26 protein-coding genes and 3 tRNA genes are annotated in these 19,504 nt (G+C 66.8%); 16 read left to right on the top strand and 13 right to left on the bottom strand.

What is annotated here, in order from left to right:
- Positions 1–2: 2 nt before the first annotated feature.
- The 3 genes from AC5P8C_RS03960 (at position 3) to AC5P8C_RS03970 (ending at position 1,982) form a co-directional block, all read left to right on the top strand.
- Positions 3–896 carry an alpha/beta fold hydrolase gene (locus AC5P8C_RS03960; RefSeq protein WP_019660535.1) on the top strand — a complete coding sequence of 298 codons (894 nt, stop codon included), beginning with the start codon at positions 3–5 and terminating at the stop codon, positions 894–896.
- Complete coding sequence (locus AC5P8C_RS03965; protein WP_100478501.1) at positions 886–1,812, top strand: alpha/beta hydrolase; 927 nt, start codon at positions 886–888, stop codon at positions 1,810–1,812. The genes AC5P8C_RS03960 and AC5P8C_RS03965 overlap by 11 nt, the downstream gene beginning before the upstream one ends.
- Positions 1,813–1,906: 94 nt before the next feature.
- A tRNA-Ala gene (locus AC5P8C_RS03970) sits at positions 1,907–1,982 on the top strand.
- A gap of 62 nt (positions 1,983–2,044) precedes the next feature.
- Here AC5P8C_RS03970 and AC5P8C_RS03975 read toward each other — a convergent pair.
- Positions 2,045–2,215: a hypothetical protein gene (locus AC5P8C_RS03975; protein ID WP_019660537.1), complete on the bottom strand. Its 171-nt coding sequence runs from the start codon at positions 2,213–2,215 to the stop codon at positions 2,045–2,047.
- 159 nt (positions 2,216–2,374) lie between these two features.
- On the opposite strand from AC5P8C_RS03975, the gene AC5P8C_RS03980 reads away from it, so the two are divergent.
- The gene (locus tag AC5P8C_RS03980) at positions 2,375–2,860 is read left to right on the top strand and encodes a hypothetical protein (RefSeq protein WP_233653915.1); all 486 of its coding nucleotides are present in this window, start codon (positions 2,375–2,377) and stop codon (positions 2,858–2,860) included.
- Between the two features lie 6 nt (positions 2,861–2,866).
- On the opposite strand, the gene AC5P8C_RS03985 is transcribed toward AC5P8C_RS03980, so the two are convergent.
- Complete coding sequence (locus AC5P8C_RS03985; protein ID WP_233653914.1) at positions 2,867–3,628, bottom strand: SDR family oxidoreductase; 762 nt, start codon at positions 3,626–3,628, stop codon at positions 2,867–2,869.
- A 132-nt stretch (positions 3,629–3,760) separates the two neighbouring features.
- Between AC5P8C_RS03985 and AC5P8C_RS03990 the strand changes: the two genes are divergently transcribed.
- Positions 3,761–4,603 carry a bifunctional transcriptional activator/DNA repair enzyme AdaA gene (locus AC5P8C_RS03990; protein WP_233653913.1) on the top strand — a complete coding sequence of 281 codons (843 nt, stop codon included), beginning with the start codon at positions 3,761–3,763 and terminating at the stop codon, positions 4,601–4,603.
- Between the two features lie 73 nt (positions 4,604–4,676).
- Here AC5P8C_RS03990 and curA read toward each other — a convergent pair whose 3' ends face one another.
- Positions 4,677–5,702, bottom strand: coding sequence for an NADPH-dependent curcumin/dihydrocurcumin reductase (gene curA, locus AC5P8C_RS03995; RefSeq protein WP_495218357.1), 1,026 nt, complete (start codon positions 5,700–5,702; stop codon positions 4,677–4,679).
- Between the two features lie 364 nt (positions 5,703–6,066).
- Between curA and AC5P8C_RS04000 the strand changes: the two genes are divergently transcribed.
- From AC5P8C_RS04000 to dxs, 7 genes are all read left to right on the top strand, one after another.
- Positions 6,067–6,142: transfer RNA gene (locus tag AC5P8C_RS04000), tRNA-Phe, on the top strand.
- Between the two features lie 71 nt (positions 6,143–6,213).
- Positions 6,214–6,289, top strand: a tRNA-Phe gene (locus AC5P8C_RS04005).
- Positions 6,290–6,449: 160 nt separating this feature from the next.
- Positions 6,450–7,001: a lipocalin family protein gene (locus tag AC5P8C_RS04010; RefSeq protein WP_495218358.1), complete on the top strand. Its 552-nt coding sequence runs from the start codon at positions 6,450–6,452 to the stop codon at positions 6,999–7,001.
- 162 nt (positions 7,002–7,163) lie between these two features.
- Positions 7,164–7,640: an LEA/WHy family protein gene (locus AC5P8C_RS04015; RefSeq protein ID WP_010486516.1), complete on the top strand. Its 477-nt coding sequence runs from the start codon at positions 7,164–7,166 to the stop codon at positions 7,638–7,640.
- A gap of 65 nt (positions 7,641–7,705) precedes the next feature.
- A complete protein-coding gene (locus AC5P8C_RS04020; RefSeq protein ID WP_495218359.1) occupies positions 7,706–9,496 on the top strand; it encodes an acyl-CoA dehydrogenase C-terminal domain-containing protein in 1,791 nt (596 codons plus the stop codon).
- Between the two features lie 598 nt (positions 9,497–10,094).
- Positions 10,095–10,760 carry an HNH endonuclease gene (locus AC5P8C_RS04025; protein WP_019660544.1) on the top strand — a complete coding sequence of 222 codons (666 nt, stop codon included), beginning with the start codon at positions 10,095–10,097 and terminating at the stop codon, positions 10,758–10,760.
- Between the two features lie 107 nt (positions 10,761–10,867).
- Positions 10,868–12,775: a 1-deoxy-D-xylulose-5-phosphate synthase gene (dxs, locus tag AC5P8C_RS04030; RefSeq protein ID WP_032953273.1), complete on the top strand. Its 1,908-nt coding sequence runs from the start codon at positions 10,868–10,870 to the stop codon at positions 12,773–12,775.
- A 143-nt stretch (positions 12,776–12,918) separates the two neighbouring features.
- Here the strand turns inward: dxs and AC5P8C_RS04035 are convergent, their stop codons facing one another.
- The 3 genes from AC5P8C_RS04035 to AC5P8C_RS04045 all read right to left on the bottom strand — a co-directional run bounded on the left by AC5P8C_RS04035 (position 12,919) and on the right by AC5P8C_RS04045 (position 14,194).
- Positions 12,919–13,122: a hypothetical protein gene (locus AC5P8C_RS04035; protein WP_005417823.1), complete on the bottom strand. Its 204-nt coding sequence runs from the start codon at positions 13,120–13,122 to the stop codon at positions 12,919–12,921.
- A gap of 168 nt (positions 13,123–13,290) precedes the next feature.
- Positions 13,291–13,854, bottom strand: a complete 564-nt coding sequence (locus AC5P8C_RS04040) for a DUF3011 domain-containing protein (RefSeq protein ID WP_346469268.1) — start codon at positions 13,852–13,854, stop codon at positions 13,291–13,293.
- A 133-nt stretch (positions 13,855–13,987) separates the two neighbouring features.
- Positions 13,988–14,194, bottom strand: coding sequence for a hypothetical protein (locus AC5P8C_RS04045; protein WP_495218360.1), 207 nt, complete (start codon positions 14,192–14,194; stop codon positions 13,988–13,990).
- 401 nt (positions 14,195–14,595) lie between these two features.
- On the opposite strand from AC5P8C_RS04045, the gene AC5P8C_RS04050 reads away from it, so the two are divergent.
- Positions 14,596–14,880 carry a hypothetical protein gene (locus AC5P8C_RS04050; RefSeq protein WP_019660548.1) on the top strand — a complete coding sequence of 95 codons (285 nt, stop codon included), beginning with the start codon at positions 14,596–14,598 and terminating at the stop codon, positions 14,878–14,880.
- A gap of 12 nt (positions 14,881–14,892) precedes the next feature.
- Positions 14,893–15,126, top strand: a complete 234-nt coding sequence (locus tag AC5P8C_RS04055) for a DUF1653 domain-containing protein (RefSeq protein WP_019660549.1) — start codon at positions 14,893–14,895, stop codon at positions 15,124–15,126.
- 141 nt (positions 15,127–15,267) lie between these two features.
- On the opposite strand, the gene AC5P8C_RS04060 is transcribed toward AC5P8C_RS04055, so the two are convergent.
- Positions 15,268–15,462 (bottom strand): hypothetical protein, encoded by a 195-nt coding sequence (locus AC5P8C_RS04060; RefSeq protein WP_495218361.1) that lies wholly within the window; start codon positions 15,460–15,462, stop codon positions 15,268–15,270.
- A gap of 113 nt (positions 15,463–15,575) precedes the next feature.
- On the opposite strand from AC5P8C_RS04060, the gene AC5P8C_RS04065 reads away from it, so the two are divergent.
- Entirely contained in the window at positions 15,576–15,908 is a 333-nt protein-coding gene (locus AC5P8C_RS04065; protein WP_019660551.1) for an SMR family transporter, read from the top strand.
- Positions 15,909–15,930: 22 nt separating this feature from the next.
- On the opposite strand, the gene AC5P8C_RS04070 is transcribed toward AC5P8C_RS04065, so the two are convergent.
- The 5 genes from AC5P8C_RS04070 to AC5P8C_RS04090 all read right to left on the bottom strand — a co-directional run bounded on the left by AC5P8C_RS04070 (position 15,931) and on the right by AC5P8C_RS04090 (position 18,291).
- Positions 15,931–16,104 (bottom strand): DUF1328 domain-containing protein, encoded by a 174-nt coding sequence (locus AC5P8C_RS04070; RefSeq protein ID WP_021202178.1) that lies wholly within the window; start codon positions 16,102–16,104, stop codon positions 15,931–15,933.
- A gap of 94 nt (positions 16,105–16,198) precedes the next feature.
- Positions 16,199–16,840, bottom strand: coding sequence for a LysE family translocator (locus AC5P8C_RS04075; RefSeq protein ID WP_495218362.1), 642 nt, complete (start codon positions 16,838–16,840; stop codon positions 16,199–16,201).
- A 98-nt stretch (positions 16,841–16,938) separates the two neighbouring features.
- The gene (locus tag AC5P8C_RS04080) at positions 16,939–17,547 is read right to left on the bottom strand and encodes an ATP-dependent Clp protease proteolytic subunit (protein WP_111102443.1); all 609 of its coding nucleotides are present in this window, start codon (positions 17,545–17,547) and stop codon (positions 16,939–16,941) included.
- Positions 17,548–17,584: 37 nt separating this feature from the next.
- Entirely contained in the window at positions 17,585–17,935 is a 351-nt protein-coding gene (locus tag AC5P8C_RS04085) for an SRPBCC family protein (RefSeq protein WP_019660555.1), read from the bottom strand.
- Entirely contained in the window at positions 17,935–18,291 is a 357-nt protein-coding gene (locus AC5P8C_RS04090; RefSeq protein ID WP_227845061.1) for an ArsR/SmtB family transcription factor, read from the bottom strand. The genes AC5P8C_RS04085 and AC5P8C_RS04090 overlap by 1 nt, the downstream gene beginning before the upstream one ends.
- 41 nt (positions 18,292–18,332) lie before the next feature.
- On the opposite strand from AC5P8C_RS04090, the gene AC5P8C_RS04095 reads away from it, so the two are divergent.
- Entirely contained in the window at positions 18,333–19,025 is a 693-nt protein-coding gene (locus AC5P8C_RS04095; RefSeq protein ID WP_026347077.1) for an aspartate/glutamate racemase family protein, read from the top strand.
- A 24-nt stretch (positions 19,026–19,049) separates the two neighbouring features.
- Here AC5P8C_RS04095 and AC5P8C_RS04100 read toward each other — a convergent pair whose 3' ends face one another.
- On the bottom strand, positions 19,050–19,445 hold the full coding sequence (locus AC5P8C_RS04100) for a hypothetical protein (protein ID WP_019660558.1): 396 nt from the start codon (positions 19,443–19,445) through the stop codon (positions 19,050–19,052).
- Between the last annotated feature and the right edge of the window lie 59 nt (positions 19,446–19,504).

The following is a 19,504-nucleotide window of genomic DNA, read 5'->3' on the forward strand; positions in this document are numbered from 1 at the left end:
CCATGACCACCTTCCTTTCCGCCGGCGCTGCCGGCGACGCTTCGCTGCGCCACCACTACCTGCGCATCGATGGTCAGCGCGTGCATTGCGTCTCCGCCGGGCACGGTGCGCCCGTGCTGCTGATTCCCGGCTGGCCGCAGACCTGGTACGCGTGGCGCCACGTGCTGCAAGCACTGGCCGAGGCCGGTTTCGAAGCAATCGCCGTTGATCCACCGGGCATCGGCGAATCCGACCGTCCCGCCCACGGCTACGACACCGGCAGTGCTGCCGCAGTACTGCACCAGACCATGCTGGCGCTTGGCCACGACCGTTACCAGGTGGTCGGCCATGACATCGGCATGTGGATAGCCTATGCACTGGCCAGCGACCAGCCGCAGGCCGTGCGCCAGCTGGCGGTCACCGAAGCGGTGATTCCCGGCCTCGCGCCGGAACCCGGCATTTTCGCCGCACCGGCCGACAACATCTTCCTCTGGCACTTCATGTTCAACCAGGTGGCCGACCTGCCCGAGGCGCTCATCAGCGGACGCGAACGCGCCTACCTGGAATTCATGTTCGACCGCTGGTCGTACCGGCGCGATGCGGTGGCCGCCGATACCTACATCGCCGCCTACAGCCGCCCCGGCGCACTGCGGGCAGGCTTCGCCTGGTACCGCGCGATTCCGGAGACCATCCGCCAGAACAAGCTGCGCGCGCAGCGCCGGCTGCCGATGCCGGTGCTCGCGATCGGCGCCGAACACGCCACCGCCGATGCGCCGATGCTGACCCTGCAACCGCATGCCGATGATGTGCGCGGCAGCATCGTGCCGGGCTGCGGCCACTTCATCATGGAAGAAGCGCCCCAGGCGTTCCTCGAACAGTTGTTGCCGTTCCTGCAGGAGGCACGCCATGCTGCTTGAGCCGGCACTGCAGCAGTTCGTTGACGCCGTCGCGGCCCATCCGCTGCCGGAGGACCTGCGCGAACTGCGCGCGATCAGCGAGAACGCGCTGCCACAGCTGCAGGGCGCGCCCCAGCCGGTAGCACATGTGGTCGAACACACCGTGATCGCTCGCGACGGGCAGGCGCTGGAGCTCCGCCTCTACACGCCGCAAGGACTGTCCCATGGGCCCGCGCCGGCCCTGCTGTTCGCTCATGGGGGTGGCTGGTTCCAGTGTTCGCTGGCGGTCTATGACGGTCCTTGCCGTGCGCTGGCCAATGCCAGCGGCTGCGTGGTCGCCGCCGTGGGCTACCGGCTGGCGCCGGAGCACCCGTTCCCAGTGCCGCTGTACGACATCGCTGACGCCTGGCAGTGGCTGCAGGACCACGCCGAGCGCCTCGGCCTGGACCCACAGCGGCTGGCGATCGGGGGCGACAGCGCCGGTGGCAACCTCGCGGCCGCCTGCTGCCTGCTGCTGCGCGAACTGGGCCTGCCGCAACCGTGCCACCAACTGCTGCTGTATCCGGCGCTGGATGCCGGCATGGACAGCGATTCCTACCGCGACTACGCCGCTGGCTACTACCTCAGCGCCGAACTGATGCAGCGCTGCTGGCAGGCCTATCTGGGGGATCTGGCCGAGCCGCCGGCGCTGGCTTCGCCGGCCCACGCAACCGACCTGAAGGGGCTGGCGCCCGCCTCCGTGCTCAGCTGTGAGCACGACCCGCTGCGCGACGAGGCCGAATACTACGCGCGACGCCTGCAGGCTGCGGGTGTCGGCTGCACGCTGGAGCGGCTGCCGGGGATGATCCACGCCTGCATGCACCTGCAGGCGGTGAGCACCGCCACTGCAGTGGCGGTACAACGCGCGGGCGATCTGCTGCGCCACGCCTTGGCCTGAAACGGCCCGGGACGGCGGTGGATCCCGTCCCTGCCCCGTCCCGGCCGGGCGCTTGGCAAGCGCGGCAGGCGGCGCTACACTGAAAGCCTGCCGTGGGGCCATAGCTCAGCTGGGAGAGCGCGTCGTTCGCAATGACGAGGTCAGGAGTTCGATCCTCCTTGGCTCCACCACTCTTCAGAAGAACCCGCAGATCGCCATGATCTGCGGGTTTTTTCTTTTCAGCGCCTCCGGCTCAGGCCGGCTCCTGGTCTCCATCCTTGCGTTGCGGGCCGCGCGAGTGCGTATCACGCACCTGTTGATCGCGCTGCCCCGGCCGCTGCTTGGCCACATCGTCCTGCTTCCTGTCCTGGCGGCTTTCCTGGATGCCCTGCTTCGGGTCCTGATCCCTGCTTTGCTCGTTCATCGAAAACTCCCTCGCCGGCAGCAGGCCAGCGCTGCCACCACGCTAGAGGTTGCCGGGTGAGCCGCAGGTCAGTCCCGCGCCAACATCCTGTGCAGGAAGCGGCTTGCCGCCACCGCCCCGCCCAGCCAGAATCCGGGGCACCACGCTCACCGGTGTGCCATGCCCTCCTCTGCCCAGCACGCAGCCCACGCGTTGCCGATGCTCCTCAATGCGACCGACGGCAGCATCCAGCTCGGCAACCTGCCAGCATTGATCGGCCCCACCTTGTTACTGGACGAAGCGCGTGCCGCCTTTGCCCCGCTGGTCCGAGGGGAGCGCGATGTCGGCACCGGCTGTCGCTGGCTCAGCCTGCACCGGCTCAGCCTGGGCGGTGTGCCCGCTGGCATCAGCCTGTGCTTCCACGGGCAACAGCTCGACATGGTGACGATCGGCGTCGATCTGCCTGGTGCGACACTGGAAGACGGCTGGCCGACCCAGGCCGCGATCGATGCCGAAGTCGCTTTCATGCGGCGCACCTTGGCCACGGCACTGGGGCGCAAACTGGCAGGTGGCCGCGCCCGGTTCGACTGGGGCGAAGCCTGGGCCGGTTTCGATCCGAAGGGCTTCATGGCCAGCAGCGGCATCCGCTACGCGCCACGCTCATGACGCCGCTCAGGTACGTGTGATCGACACCCCACCTTCCACACGCATCGCGGTTCCGGTAACGAAACTGCTTTCATCGCTGGCCAGGAACAGCGCCGCGTTGGCGATCTCCTCCGGCTCGGCCATGCGCTTGAGTGCATGCAGCGAGCGCACGAAGTCGCGGGCATCGCCGGTCGGTGCGGCCTGCCGGCCCATTTCGGTATCGGTGCCACCGGGCAACAGCACATTGCTGCGTACGCCGCGCGCGCCGTACTCGGCCGCGATCACTTGGCTCAGGCCGATCAGCCCCGCCTTGCTCGACGCATAGGCCGCCATGCCCGGGAAGCCCACGGTATGGCCGACAAAGGTGCCGACAAACACGAGCGAGCCGCCGCCGCGCGCCAGCAGTGCCGGCAACTGCGCGCGTGCCCCGTGGAAAGCGGCATCCAGATTGGTCGCCATCACTTCGCGCCAGGCGTCCACCGGGAACTCCGCCGCAGGTACGCCCGGGCCGAGCATGCCAGCATTGTTGAGGGCGATATCCAGGCCGCCGAAGGACTGCTGGGCCAGATCGACCAGCGCTTGTGCCGTGCCCGGGTCAGCCACGTCAGCGGCATGCGCCACGGCTTCGCCACCGGCGGCGCGAATCTGCTCGACCAGCGCCTGCAGCGGCTCCGGCCGCCGTGCGTTGAGCACCAGCTTCGCCCCTTCGGCGGCGAAGCGCAGCGCGCTGGCGCGGCCAATGCCAGCGCTGGCACCGGTGATGAGAGCGATCTTGTTGTTCAGGCGCATGGTCGTGGTGCCGGTTGTGAAGTGGCCGCCACGATGCCGCGCCTTCGGCCTGCCAACACTCCGTTTCCGGGCCTGGCCCGTCGGTGCAGGAAACGGAGTTTCCGCAGAACCGGCGCGTGCCAGAATCCGGCCATGGACAGTACCGCCACCACCGCCCTCGATGCCCGCGTCGAACGGGTCTGCCGCCACCTGCAGACCAGCCTCGACGAACCCTCACTGCAGGAACTGGCCGACATCGCCGGCTGCAGCCCGACCCGGCTGCACCGCCTGTTCAAGCAGGCCACAGGGTTGACCCCGAAGCAGTACGCTGCCGCGCTGCGCGCCGACCGCCTGCGCACCGGGCTTGAACAGCAGGAACGCATCACCGATGCCTTCCATGATGCCGGCTTCGGCTCCAGCGGACGCTTCTACGAGAACGCACCGAAGTTGCTGGGCATGACTCCCAAGCAATGGCGCGCAGGGGGGCGTGGCGAAGTCATCCATTTCGCGCTTGCCGAAAGTTCATTGGGCAGCGTGCTGGTGGCCAGCAGTGCCACCGGCGTGGTCGCGATCCTGCTCGGCGACGATCCGGAGACGCTGCTGCAGTCATTGCAGCAACGCTTCCGCCAGGCCGTACTGGTCGGCGCCGACCAGGGCTATGAACAACTGGTGGCACAGGTGGTGGGCCTGGTCGAGGATCCCACGCGGGGCGCCACACTGCCGCTGGACATCCGCGGCACCGCGTTCCAGCAACGGGTATGGCAGGCCTTGCAGCAGATCCCACGTGGCCAGACCGCCTCGTATGCCGACATCGCCGCGCGCATCGGCGCGCCGCGATCAAGCCGTGCGGTGGCTCGCGCCTGCGCCAGCAATCCACTGGCGGTGGCCGTCCCTTGCCACCGCGTCGTACGTCGCGATGGGGACCTGTCCGGCTATGCGTGGGGCGTAGCACGCAAGCGCGAACTGCTGCGCCGGGAAAAGGCCTCGACTGCCTGACGTGGGTGCCGACCTTGGTCGGCACGCCCAGCTTCCGGGAGGTGCCGACCTTGGTTGGCGCACCGCCAAGCCCTCAATCCAGCTTCACCACCAGCTTGCCGAAGTTGTGCCCCTTCAACAGCCCGAAGAACGCCTCCGGCGCATTCTCCAGCCCTTCCACCACATCCTCGCGGTACTGGATGCGGCCTTCGCGCAGCCACTGCGGCATCTCGCGTTCGAAGTCCGGCCACAGGTGGTTGAAGTCGTGCACGATGAAACCGCGCACGGTCAGGCGCTGGCGCAGGATCTGGCTGAACAGTGCGGGCAACCGGTCCGGACCGGGCTGCTCGACGCCGCGCTCGTTGTAGGTGGCGATGGTGCCGCACACCGGAATGCGGGCGAAGTTGTTGAGCAGCGGCAGCACTGCATCCAGCACGTGCCCGCCCACGTTCTCGAAATACACGTCGATACCCGCAGGAACCGCTGTGCGCAGCTGCGCGGCGAAATCAGCGGCGCGATGATCCAGCGCCACGTCCACCCCCAACGTCTGCAGGTAAGCGCGCTTGGCTTCGCCACCGGCGATGGCGACCACGCGCGCGCCCTGCAGCTTGGCCAGCTGCGCCACGGTCGCACCCACCGGCCCGGTCGCGGCAGCCACCACCAACGTCTCGCCCGCCTTCAAACGGGCGATTTCATGCAGGCTGGAATAGGCGGTGAAGCCGGGCATGCCATATACCCCCAGCGCCGTACTCAGCGGCAGCCCGGCCGGATCCAGCCGGCGCCCCAGTGCCTTGGCCGGCAGCACCGCGTGGGTCTGCCAGCCACCCGGTGCCAGCACCAGCTCACCTGTGGCTACGCCCTCGGCGTTCGACTGCAACACCTCGGCCACGGTCTGCCCTTCCATCACCGCGCCCACCGCCACCGGCGCGGCGTACGACGGGCCCTCGTCCATGCGTCCCCGCATGTACGGGTCCAGCGACAGGTAGCGGTTGCGCAGCAGCACCTCGCCGTCGCCCAAGGGCGGCAGCGCGGCATGCTCCAAGCGGAAATTGGCTGCAGTAGGCGCCCCCAGCGGACGCGACGCCAGCACGATGCGGGTGGTGGTCGATGAGTCAGACATGACGACGATCTCTGCTGTTGCCAGCGTCAGGAAGAGAACGCCGACACTACGCCGCAGCGTGCCCCAATGGCGGTCACGAAAACAGCGTTCCATGTCAGGTGTCGGTGCCGTCCAAGCGCTGGCCCCGCCACACCGCTTTTGTCGATCACCGTGGCCCGCTGAATTCCGCCGCAGGCGATGATCACCGCGCCGCCGCGCCCGGATGAATCGGCATCCAGCGCGCCCCCGCCCCGCGACGGCGGATCAAGTACTTGCGCCTGCGCAGACGGCAATGTGAAGGTTTTTTGCCAAAATGCTTGCCGTAGGCGACTGACCTCCGTAATATGCGCGTCCTTGGCAGCGACCTCGCTGCAATGAACTACGTGGCCGAGTAGCTCAGTTGGTAGAGCAGGGGATTGAAAATCCCCGTGTCGGCGGTTCGATTCCGTCCTCGGCCACCACGTTCGACAGCCTGCAGAAATGCGGGTCTTTTTTTCGGGAATCGCAGTTGATCGTGATTGCCACACAGTTTGGCCGAGTAGCTCAGTTGGTAGAGCAGGGGATTGAAAATCCCCGTGTCGGCGGTTCGATTCCGTCTTCGGCCACCATCTTTCGAGACCTGCAGAGATGCAGGTCTTTTTTTTGTCCGTGCTTCGCGCACTGCACAAGTTGCGGATGCGGCGCCTGCGCACACGCCTGGTTGACGAAACATTTACACCGGCATGCGCGGCGGCACCTACGCTCCAGACTCCTGCCTGGAGCCTAACGATGCCTCTGCGCCCTGCCCTGCTCGCATTCCTGCTGCTCGCCACCTGCCCGGCCTTGGCCGCCGAGCCGGTGCGCGCGGTCGACGCGCTGGATATTGACCGCTATGCCGGCAAGTGGCACGAGATTGCGCATCTTCCGGTCTCGTTCCAGAAGCAGTGCGTGAGCGAGATCACCGCCAACTACGGACTGCGCAGCGATGGCCGCATCAGCGTCACCAATGCCTGCCGCAACGGCGACGGAGAACGCGTGGTTGCTGAAGGCGTGGCGCGCCCGGTTGCCGGCCATCCCGGCCAGTTGCAGGTGCGATTCGTTCCGGACTGGCTGAGCTGGGTGCCACTGGTCTGGGCCGACTACTGGGTCCTGGCACTGGACCCGGACTATCAGTGGGCGTTGGTCGGTGAACCGGACCGAAAGTACCTGTGGATCCTCTCGCGCCTGCCGGAAATGGATCGCGCCCAGTTCGAACAGCTGAAAGCCAAGGCCGAGACGATGGGCTACGACCTCGGCCCGCTGCGCCTGATGGCCCCGATTCGCGATACACCCGCCGACTGAACCTCCCCGCATCCGGCGCACCACGCGCGCGCCATCCGGCGCCGCGCACGCCCGGCCGCCATCTTCACGCGCTACCCTCTGCGACGGGTCGCCACAGGCGATCCAAACGACCATACGCCGTAGTATGCTTATCCAACGCACCCCTTCAGAGGAACTGCGCCCATGCTCCACCGTTTCCGTATCGCCTTGATCGTCCTGTGCACCCTCGCCCTTGTTGCCTGCAACAACGGCATCGTCAAGCGTGTTTCGGAACCGGCGGCCAGCCTCCAGCAGCTGACCGTGCGCGCCGACGGCAACTGGACCGTGGCCCTGCGCCTGCAGAACTACAGCTCCATGCCCATGACCTTCGATGACGTCGCGCTGGCGCTGACCGTCGGCGACAGCGACGCCGGCACCCTGCAGGCCAAGCCGGGCATCTCCATTGGCGGCACCTCAGCCGATGTCATCAATGTTGACCTTGTGCCCAGCTCGGCCGCACGCCTGGTGGTGGCCGACGCGCTGGCCAGCAACCGCACCCTGGCTTACGGCCTGAAGGGAACGGTGGCGGCCACGCCGCAGGAAAAGAAGCAGCGCAGCTTCGATATCAGCAGCCGCAGCACCCTCAACCAGGCGCCCGGCCTGCCGGGCGTGCTGCGCTGATTTCCACCTTCCGTCGCGGCGCCTGGCGCCACTCTCCCCTGCCCTGATCAAACCGAGACGTACCGATGAGCAGCTACACCGCCCCGCTTTCCGACCTCCGTTTCGCCCTGCACGATGTGCTCAAGGTCGAACCCCTGTTCGCCCGCCTGGGCTTCACCGACGCCACCGCCGACGTGGTCGATGCCGTGCTGGAGGAAGCCGGCCGCTTCAGCTCCACCGTGCTGGCCCCGCTCAACAGCGTCGGCGACGAGATCGGCTGCGTGCTCGACCAGGCCACCGGTGAAGTGACCACCCCGCCCGGCTTCAAGCAGGCCTACGACCAGTTCGTCGATGGCGGCTGGACCGGCCTGACCGCCTCGCCGGAACTGGGTGGGCAGGGCCTGCCGCACACCCTGGGCGTGCCGCTCAACGAAATGATCAACGCCGCCAACCTGGCGTGGGGCAACTTCCCGCTGCTCTCGCACGGCGCCATCGAAGCGCTGAAGCAGCACGGCGAAGCCTGGCAGCACGAGGCCTTCCTCAAGCCGCTGATCGAAGGCCGCTGGACCGGCACCATGTGCCTGACCGAACCGCACTGCGGCACCGACCTGGGCCTGCTGAAGACCAAGGCCGAGCCGAATGCCGATGGCAGCTACGCGATCACCGGCACCAAGATCTTCATCACCGCCGGCGAGCACGACCTGACCGGCAACATCGTGCACCTGGTGCTGGCCAAGCTGCCCGACGCCCCTCCGGGCGCCAAGGGCATCTCGCTGTTCGTCACCCCCAAGTTCAAGGTCGACCGCGAAGGTAACGTCGGCGAGCGCAACGCACTGCGCTGCGGCTCGATCGAGCACAAGATGGGCATCAAGGGGTCGGTCACCTGCGTGATGAACTTCGATGGCGCACAGGGCTACCTGGTCGGCCAGCCGCACAAGGGCCTGCAGGCGATGTTCACCATGATGAACACCGCGCGCCTTGGCGTTGGCCTGCAGGGCATCGGCCTGTCCGAGCGCGCCTACCAGAACGCACTGAAGTACAGCCGTGAGCGCCTGCAGTCGCGCGCCCTGAGTGGCGCCAGGTTCCCGGACAAGCCGGCCGACCCGATCCTGGTCCACCCGGATGTGCGACGCATGCTGCTGACGGTGAAGTCGCTGGTCGAAGGCAGCCGCCTGCTGGCGCTGCACGCTGCCACCCTGATCGACATTGCCCACCATGCCGGGGATGCCGCCGAGCGCGAGCGCGCCGACACCCTGGTGAGCTTCCTCACGCCCATCTCGAAGGCCTGCCAGACGGAATGGGGCATCGAGAACACCTACAACGCCCTGCAGTGCTTCGGTGGCCACGGCTACATCCGCGAACACGGCATGGAACAGCTGGCCCGCGATGCGCGCATCACCACGCTGTATGAAGGTACCACCGGCATCCAGGCGCTGGACCTGATCGGCCGCAAGACCGCGTCCAGCCAAGGCGCCGGCCTGAAGCTGATGCTGGCCGAGATCGAAGCCTTCGCCAAGGAACACGAGGGCAACGAAGCGCTGGCCGAGTTCATTGGCCCGCTGCGCGCCAAGGCCGCCGAATGGGGCAAGCTGACGATGGACGTGCTGCAGCGCGCGGCCGGCAATCCGGACGAACTGGGCGCAGCCAGCTACGACTACCTGTTCTATTCGGGTTACGTGGTGCTGGCCTACTGGTGGGCCCGCAGCGTCGCCGCCGCCGATGCCAGCGCGCACGGTGCCGCTTTCGCCCAGGGCAAGCGCGAAACCGCGCGCTTCTACTTCGCCCGCGTGCTGCCGCGCACCCTCAGCCACGCCGCCGCCATCCAGGCCGGCGCCGCCCCGCTGATGGCAATGGACGACGAGCGCTTCGGCGCCTGAGCCAGGCTGCCGCCCGGCACCCGCGGTAGTGCCGGGCGCTGGCCGGCAACCGCAATAGGAACAGCTGGATCCCGGTGGATGGCGGGGCGGTGTGGGCTGGCAGGACACGCCGTAAACCCCGCTCCGCGGTCCGGCCCAGCCGCTGGCGGCTGGGCGTTCGGGCGCTTGCGAAGCAGTGCTTCGCAAGCAAAGCGCCCTCACCCCTGGGGGCTCGATGGCGCCTTGCTCGTGTGCGCTGTCCTGCGCACACGGCAAGACCGGGGTTGGGGCGTCCTGCCCAACCCGCCCGAGGCATGCCTCGGGCCCATGGCGCCAACGGTCCTGCCAACCCACACCGCCCCGCCTCTGACAGTTCCCCGCGATCTGCGTAAATCCACGCCGCGCGTGGATGAAGGCCACCGAAATCCCTCTGGGGAAAAGCCCCCCTTTGTTAAGGAGGGCGCGCCGATGGCGCAGGGGATAGGAGGAATGCGTGGGCATCCCAACCCGCCATCGGCGGGCTGGGATGCGGAATGCGCGGACCTGAATCTTGCGATTTGGGTTTCGCCCACAGGGCGATACCCAAATCGCAATGATTCAGGTATAAGCTGTTCTCCCGATGGAGACAGACACTACACGCTTGGGTCTGATCGAAGCCGGAGCTCCGCTTTCTGCTCCGGGCGCCGAAGCATCGCCCAACGCCACGACGCTGCATCGCCCCGGTTCGGTCCGGCTGCTCTCGCTTGATGCCCACGGACGCGTACTGGACTGGATCACCTGGCAGGACGCAGCCTGCCTCTACGCCCGCGAAGCGGTTGCCTGGACGCTGGGTGATCCCTGCCTGCACATCCACGGCGGTACCAACCGCTTCAGCGGCCTGCAGAGCGGCATGGACCTGCACCCGATCATTGCCGCCCGCGGCCACGCCCGCTCCCGCGCGATCGATCCGACACCGAACCTGACCAACCCGGCCCTGTTCGCCCGCGACGCCCATCTGTGCATGTACTGCGGCCAGCAGTTCAACCGCCCCACGCTCACCCGCGACCACGTCGTGCCGCTGTCCAAGGGCGGCCTGGACTGCTGGGAAAACGTGGTCACCGCCTGCTTCCACTGCAATTCGCGCAAGAGCGACCGCACCCCGCAGCAGGCCGGCATGCCCCTGCTGGCAGTCCCCTACCGGCCCAGCTGGATCGAGCACCTGATCCTGTCCAACCGCAACATCCTGGCCGACCAGATGGCCTTCCTGAAGGCGCAATTACCCAAGCGGTCGAAACTGAGCACCTGAACGCCTGAAAAAATGCAACCCTCACCGTCCTGTCACGGGCGGCGGCGTTTGCTTGCCCCACCCCCGTTTGAGGGCGAAAATGGGCGTTCAGAAAAAGTGCGAACATGATGATCGACTCTGCCCGCTATCCCCGCCTCGCGCGCATCCAGACTCCGGATGACCTTCGCACGTTCGACGAATCCGAATTGAGGGCGGTCGCCGACGAACTGCGCGCCTACCTCATCGAATCGGTGGGCAAGAGCGGCGGCCACTTCGCCGCCGGCCTGGGCGTGATCGAGCTCACCGTGGCCCTGCACTACCTCTACCAGACTCCGGTCGATCAGCTGGTCTGGGACGTGGGTCACCAGACCTACCCGCACAAGATCCTGACTGGCCGCCGCGACGAGATCCATACCGTCAAGCAGAAGGACGGCGTCGCGCCGTTCCCGAAGCGCGAGGAAAGCGAGTACGACACCTTCGGCGTCGGCCACTCCTCGACCTCGATCTCGGCGGCACTGGGCATGGCCATCGCCCGCCAGTCCGAAGGCGACGACCGCAAGATCGTGGCCGTGATCGGTGACGGCGCGATGACCGCCGGCATGGCGTTCGAAGCGCTGATGCATGCCGGCGGCATGGAGCCGGAACCGAACCTGCTGGTGATCCTCAACGACAACAACATGTCGATCTCCGAGGCGGTCGGCGGCCTGACCAAGATGCTCGGCCGTGCTACCGGCAGCCGCACGCTCAATGCGCTGCGCGAAGGCGGCAAGAAGATCCTCGGTGACAAGAAGAACAACCCGGCGCGCTTCGTGAAGCGCTGGGAAGAACACTGGAAGGGCATGTTCGTGCCGTCCACGATGTTCGAGGAAATGGGTTTCCACTACACCGGCCCGATCGACGGCCACGACATGCCCGCCCTGCTGTCCACGCTGAAGACGCTGCGCGCCTCCAAGGGCCCGAAGCTGCTGCACGTGATGACGACAAAGGGCAAGGGCTACGAGCCGGCTGAAGGCGATCAGATCGGCTACCACGCGGTGGGTCCGTTCGATCCGGACAAGGGCCTGGTGGCCAAGGCCGGTGCCAAGAAGCCGACCTACACCGATGTGTTCAGCGACTGGCTGTGCGATGCCGCCGCCGCCGAACCGCGCCTGTACGGCATCACCCCCGCGATGCGCGAAGGCTCCGGCCTGGTGCGTTTCAGCAAGGAATACCCGCAGCGCTACTTCGACGTGGCCATTGCCGAACAGCACGCGGTCACCCTCGCCGCCGGCATGGCGACCCAGGGGGGCAAGCCGGTGGTGGCGATCTACTCGACCTTCCTGCAGCGCGCGTACGACCAGTTGGTGCATGACGTGGCCATCCAGGACCTGGATGTGCTGTTCGCGATCGACCGCGCCGGCGTGGTCGGCCCGGACGGCGCGACCCATGCCGGAAACCTCGACCTGAGCTTCCTGCGTTGCGTGCCGAACATGGTGGTGATGGCCCCCTCCAACGAAGCAGAATGCCGGCAGATGCTCAGCACCGGCCTGCAGCACCCCGGCCCGGCAGCCGTGCGTTATCCGCGTGGCACCGGCACCGGCGTGGCTGCCGGCACCGACCTGTCCACCCTGCCGATCGGCAAGGGCGAGCTGCGCCTGCAGGGCAGCCGCATCGCCCTGCTGGCCTTCGGCAGCACGGTGGCCGCCGCCGAGCAGGTCGGCCGCGAACTGGGCCTGAGCGTGGTCAACATGCGTTTCATCAAGCCGCTGGACCGCGAGCTGTTGCTGGCTGTGGCCGCCCAGCACGAGGGCCTGGTGACGATCGAAGACAACGTGGTGGCCGGTGGCGCCGGCTCCGGCGTCGGTGAGCTGCTCAACGCCGAAGGCGTGCTGCGCCCCATCCTGCACCTGGGCCTGCCCGACAGCTACCAGCACCACGCCAGCCGTGAAGACCTGCTGGCCGAAGCCGGTATCGATGCCGCGGGCATCCGCGCGGCGGTACTCAAGCGCTGGCCGCAGCTGGCCGCCGGCACACCGCCGCTCAGCGCGGCCGGCTGAGGCCGATTGCCAATCCGTGGATCCACGCATGGCGTGGATCTACTGCGGAACAGAGGCGCAGACCCACGCCAGATGCAAAGTAGATCGACGCCATGCGTGGATAGCGGGGTCCCAGAACCGGATCTGGCCGGAAGCCCCAACCCTCAGCCGTAGCTGACCGCTTCCACGAAGGCGCCGCTGGCTTCCACCCGCACCGCAGCGCGCTGCCCGGTGTCGACGAAGTGGAGACGTGCAAGGGTCTCGGCGAAATCATAGGCTCTGGCACCGTCGCGGAACTCGATCGGTTCGGGCCGGTCCGGGTGCAGCACGCGCCATTGGCGTTGCTCGCATTGCAGGCGGATCAACATGCAGCTCACTCCTTGAGGCAGCGTATCGACGGTGGCGGGATGGGCGTGCCGGTTACGGCAGACTTCATCGCGACGGATCAGGGGCACGCAGGGGTGCCCTGATTCGCAGAAGATACGACGTTCAAAATGTGAGCTGTATCAGATTATTCTGATTTTCGAGGGGCGCGCTCAATTCACCTGGAACTGCGCCCGGCAGCCGTCGCTGACCCAGATGCCACGGCGATCCCAGCCCCAGGTCTGGCCTTCGATGCAGGCACTGCGTGAATCCTGGCGGACCAGGCGCACGCCACGGCGGATGCGGGCATCGCAGTATTCCTGGCGGTGACCGTTGGAATGGCAGGTGATCACCTCGCCCCCGCCCCAGCCATTGCCACCATTGCCCCAGCCGTTGCCATGGCCACCACCCCAGCCACCGCCGCGGCGGTACTCGCCGACGAACTCGGCACGGCAGCCCTGGGTGACCCAGACGCCGTAGCGCGATTGCCCCCAGGTCTCGCCTTCCACGCACGGCGAGCCGGACAACTGGCGGATCATCCGGGCACGGCCTTCCAGGCGGCATTCATTGCTGCGGTTCTTGATCGATTCGCAGCGTACGATGCCGCCGCCGTCGCGACCGCCATAGCGATCGTCGTCATAACCGTAGCCATAGCTCTGCGCCTGCGCGCCGCCTGCGGCGGCCAACATCGGCAGCAGCGTGCAGGCCAGGGCGCGCCAGGTGAGTGCCTTGCCCATCGGAATCTCCACATGAATACGATGGCGCAAGCATCCGGGATTCGCGGCCCGACGGACAGGGGGCGCCCCCAAGGCGGTTCTTTCCCCATTCAAACAGCTCAACCGTGGCTGACTGCACCTCGGCCGGGTGGTGTCAACGTCCGAAGTGGAGTGCGTCCACGGAATTGCCAAGCGCCTCGACTCGTACCGTGCTGCACTGGCCGGTGCGGCGGTGGTGCTCCTGGGCCCGCGCTGCGGCGACATCGAAGGCCTCGGCGCCCCGTGCATAACGGGTTGCGTCATGCGCCTGCGGGTCCAGTACGGACCAGTGCCCGGCATTGCATTGAAGGGTAATGACCATTGGAGACTCCTGCGGAATGGGTCAAGCCGGCGACGGAAGGCCCTGAGCACCGGTACCCCATCAGGCTAGCGATCGCCTCCGGGATGGCCCATCAGATTTGTACGAAAATGCCGCGCCGCGCTGTCAGGGCGCCCCGCCATCACATCCCTGAGGCCGTTTAGTGAGTCCCCTTTCGTGACCCTTGTCACGGAGTTGGCGGAGCTTCACACTACCGTCACCAACAGGGGCCCCTTCCACATGCGCACCTTCTTCTCGCAGCAGCGTTGGACGCTGCTGAAGTTCTACTTCGTGGCCAGCTACCTCGTGCTGATCGAGGAACTGATCCGCGCCGCCATGCACTGAGCGCTTGCTGCAGGGCTATTTGCGGCAGACACTGTCGCTTTAGGCACGGAGCCCGCCCGATGAAAGCGCTTCTTCTGATTCCAGCCCTGCTGGTGCTGTCCGCCTGTGCCAACCAGCATCAGGCCGCTGCGCGTGCCGATACGGCGGCCACTTCGCCTGCCACGCCGAAGATCGGTGGCGACCGCGATGCCCACGGTTGCATCGGTTCGGCCGGCTACCAGTGGTGCGAGCACAGCCAGCGTTGCGAACGTCCGTGGGAACTGGCGCAGGCACAGGGTCTGGCCAACACCGCCGAAGCCATCGATGCCTACTGCGCGAAGCCGGCCAGCCCGGCGCGCAAGTGAGTCGCGCCGCCCATGGCTGAGTTGAGTCCGCTACCCACCCTGGCCCCGGGCCGCTACCGCCACTTCAAGGGCGGCGAGTACGAAGTGCTCGACATCGTCCGCAGCAGTGAGACCCTGCAACCGATGGTGCTGTACCGCGCGCTGTATGGCGAAGGTGGCCTGTGGGTACGCCCGTACGCCATGTTCGTCGAGCAGGTGCCGGGCGAGCACGGACCGCAACCGCGTTTCGCCCGCATCGACGCATGATGGCTCCGCTGCCGGCCTTGGCCGGCAGCGCGCGGCAACGCGGTGGGCCTGCGCTACAGTCGTACCGTCCAGTCGGTTTCTTCCCGCCACGCCGGTATCCGCTCCTGTTCGCGCTGCAAGGCAGCCGACCGCGTGCGCCAATCACTGCTGCGGGCCACCATCGAAGTAGCCTGCCGTAATGGCTTGGCTGCTGGTGGATGAAGCCACCGGCGCGCTGATCGGCGATTTCGAAGCGCGGGCAACCCGATGGAACCAGCGCTGCCTGCGCTTGATGTCCTGGAAGCGTGCGATGCTGGCCGAATCCTGGCGACGCCAACGGTACGCGGCGCGCTGCACGCTGCCAATGGCTGCTGGGCCACGGCCTACCCGCTGGACGCGCAGGAACGTGCCAGCGCATTGACCATGGCCGAACAGGCGCTGAAACTGAGCGCAATGAGCTGGAGCGGTCAATGAATTCCTATCTCTACCTTGCCGCTGCCATCGTGCTGGAAGTGATTGCCACATCACTGCTGAAGGCGTCCGACGGCATGAGCCGGCTGGCGCCGACACTGGGCGCACTGGTCGGCTATGGACTGTGCTTCTACCTGTTGTCGATGACCATGAAGTCGATCCCGACCGGCATCGCCTACGCGATCTGGTCCGGCGTCGGCATCGTGCTGATCTCGCTGATCGGGCTGGTGGTGTTCAAGCAGCGCCTGGATGCACCCGCGCTGATCGGCATCGGCCTGATCTGCGCCGGTGTACTCGTGATCAACCTGTTTTCGCGCAGCAGCGCGCACTGAGCACGCTGCTGCGCGATCAACGCTAGCTGACCTTCTTGGCCACGGTCATGCCGAGCAGGAACAGCACCACGGCGATGATGATGCCGGCCCAGAACAGGAACTTGGCGATGCCGACCGAGGCACCGGCGATGCCACCGAAGCCGAGCACGCCTGCGATCACACCGATGATGGCGAAGATGATGGCCCACTTGATCATGTCAAACCTTTCCCTGCGGGGACTGCGTACTGGATGATCAGGCTAGGCCGTCACCGATGCGGCAGTCGTGAACAGGCCGCGTGCGCGGCGTGAATCAGCGCGGACGAAAGCGCAGCAGCGCGACGGCAAACGCCAGGAACACGCTACCGACCAACCGCTCGAACCAGCGTCGCGCAAAGGGTTCGGCCAGCCAGCGGCGCAGGCCATGGCCACCGGCTGCATACATCACGTACCAGAACAGTTCGCAAGCGGCGAAGGTGGCCACCAGCACGCTGTACTGAAACGCCTGGCCACGTGACGGGTCAACGAACTGCGGCAGGAACGCCGCCGCGAACAGCAGCAGCTTGGGATTGCTCAGGCCCACCAGAAGGCCACCACGGAACACGGTCCAGGCACCAAGCGTCGGCATCATCGGCAGTGCGGCATCCACCGTCACCGTAGGCGCGGGACGGCAGCTGTCGCGCCATGCCTTCAGGCCCAGCCAGGCCAGGTAGGCCACGCCCAGATGGCGCAGCACTTCGAACAGCATCGGCGAGGAATGAAGCAATGCGCTCAGGCCAGCAGCGGACGCGGCCAGCACCAGCAGCATCGCCAGCAGGCAGCCGGCCATCGCCGGTACACTGCCGCGGAAGCCGAGTCCGACGCTGCGGCCGAGGATATGCAGCATGTTCGGCCCCGGCGTGCCACACAGAACGAACACCGTGGCGAGGAACCACCACCAGGTATGCAGGGCCATGGCGCACATCCACTTCAGAAGACCGTACCAGCATAGAGTGCGTCTGCAACGCGCGGCACATACAGCACAGCGTGGATGTGGTGGTTACAGAGGCAGGCTCAGGCCGCGTGCGCGTCGCGCCGTACCAGTACCTGGTCGATCAGGCCCCATTCGCATGCCTGCTCGGCACTCATGAAACGATCGCGGTCCAGGGTCTGCTCGACCTCCTCGACACTGCGTCCGCAATGCTGCGCATACAGCCGGGTGATGCGCTGCTTGGTGCGCTGCATTTCCTCGGCGTGGATGAAGATGTCCGAAGCCTGGCCCTGCACCCCGCCCAGCGGCTGGTGCACGTGCAGGCTGGCATTGGCCAACGCCGCGCGGTGACCCGGCTCGCCGGCCATCAGCAGGAACGACCCCATCGACCGCGCGGTGCCCATGCACAGCGTATGCACCGGAGCAGAGATGTATTGCATCGTGTCGTACATCGCCAAGCCGCTGGAAATGACTCCGCCTGGCGAGTTGATGTACAGATGGATCGGCTTCTCCGGGTTTTCCGATTCCAGGAACAGCAGTTGCGCGCAGACCAGCGCCGATACGGTGTCATCGACTTCGCCGTTGAGAAAGATGATGCGCTCGCGCAGCAGCCGCGAGTAGATGTCATAGGAACGCTCGCCGCGCTCGCTGCGTTCCACCACCATCGGTACCAGCTGCATCCTGTCCCGCATGTGCCTGCTCCTTGTCCGGTGGGATTGAGGCGTCGCCTCACGCCGCGCGCATCATGGTGCGATGATCGTCGTTGGCGGCCAACGGCCGCAGCGCGCGCAGGTCGGTGAGCCGATGCACGATGGTCAGCACCGTTCCCCCGCCGTCATCCGCGCGCAGCCGGAAACACACCTGGCTGTGCAGATGCGGGGGATGCGCATCGCGCAGGTGGAACCCCAGCTCCCGCCCCTCCTCGCGCAGGCAAGGCTGCGGATCGGCAAGATCGGCCGCAGGCAACCAGCGCTCACGCAGCGCCGGGTCCAACAGTGCGCGCCAGACCCGTTCCGGTGGCGCTGGCAGCCACTGCTCCATCACCAACGCAGGAGCCGCTTCGTTCAGAACGTCGTCCATCAATCCATCTCCTTCAGCAGATCCTGCAAGGCATCCATACGCGCGGGCCAGTAGGCCCGGTAGCGCTGCAACCAGCGTCCGATGTGAGCCAGCCCGCGCGGATCGACCTCGTAGTAGACGAAGCGGCCTTGGCGCTGTTCGCTCACCAGCCCGGCATCGCGCAGCACCGCCAGGTGCTGGGACATCGCAGACTGGCTGATCGCCATGCCCTCGCGCAGCGCGCTGGCATGCTGCCCGCCCTCGGCCAGCTTTTCGAAGATGTGGCGGCGGGTGGGGTCGGCCAGCGCTTTGAAGAGGGCGTTCTCGATCATGACCAATACATTAGCAATCACTAATGTGTAGTGCAACTCCCGCATCGGCTGTGCTGCAATGACGGCTCCCCGGCATGGAGCTGTGCATGAAGACCCTTGGCCTGATCGGCGGCATGAGCTGGGAAAGCTCGGCGCAGTATTACCGGCTCATCAACGAGGACGTGCGGCAGCGCCTCGGTGGCGCACATTCGGCGCAGCTGCTGCTGTGGTCGGTGGACTTCGCCCCGATCAAGCAGCTGCAGCACGACGGCGACTGGGATGCACTGGGCGACCACATGGTTGAGGCCGCACGGCGCCTGCAGGCCGGTGGTGCCGAACTGCTGCTGGTCTGCACCAACACCATGCACCAACTGGCCGACCGCATCGAGGCGGCCTGCCCACTGCCACTGCTGCATATCGCCGACCCCACCGCCCAGGCCATCGTGCAGGCAGGGGCGCGAAAGGTGGGCCTGCTCGGCACCGCCTTCACCATGGAGCAGGACTTCTACCGCGGCCGGCTGCAGGATCGCTTCGGATTGGAGGTCCTGGTTCCCGAAGCCGATGATCGTCGCAGCGTGCACGACATCATCTACCAGGAACTGATCGCCGGCGTGGTCAGCGAACACTCACGACAGGTCTACGCCGGCGTGATCGAGAGACTGGTCGCGCGCGGCGCCGAGGCCATCATCCTCGGCTGTACCGAGATCATGCTGCTGGTACGGCCGGAGGACAGCACAGTGCCGCTGTTCGATACCACTGCACTGCATGCGCGGGCCGCCGTGGACGCGGCGCTGGCGTGAATCAATGCGCGCCGGAACGCGGAATCAGTCCGCGCCCTGCACTTCCAGCGCGGTGATCAGCCATTCGACCACCGCCTGGGAATCGCACAGGAAGAAGATGGCATCGCCGGAGCGCGCTTCGGTAAGCAGGCGATAGACCGTGATCGCCACCGCCGACTGGTTGGCGATGAACACTTCCGGGCTGCGCGGCCCTTCGCTGTGGCCGGCAACCGCGTGCAGCGCCTTGCGTGCGGCCACGGTCGCAACCGGGTCCGCGCTGCGGGTCAGTTCCGGCCCCCGCAGGCCCCAGGCAGTGAACACGTGCTTGCCCTTGAACGTGGTGTCCAGGACCCGCACCTCGGCGCCGCCTGCGTCGGCCGAGCGATGAATGACGGTACTGCTGATCAACGCAACCCCCTGTGGTCGTCGTGGTCCGCGCATCCTCCCGCACAGGCCGCCCGCACACCAGTGACGGCAGCCACAGGCTGCGCCGACAGGCG

It is taken from the genome of Stenotrophomonas sp. YJH_SMC_46 (assembly GCF_059370315.1).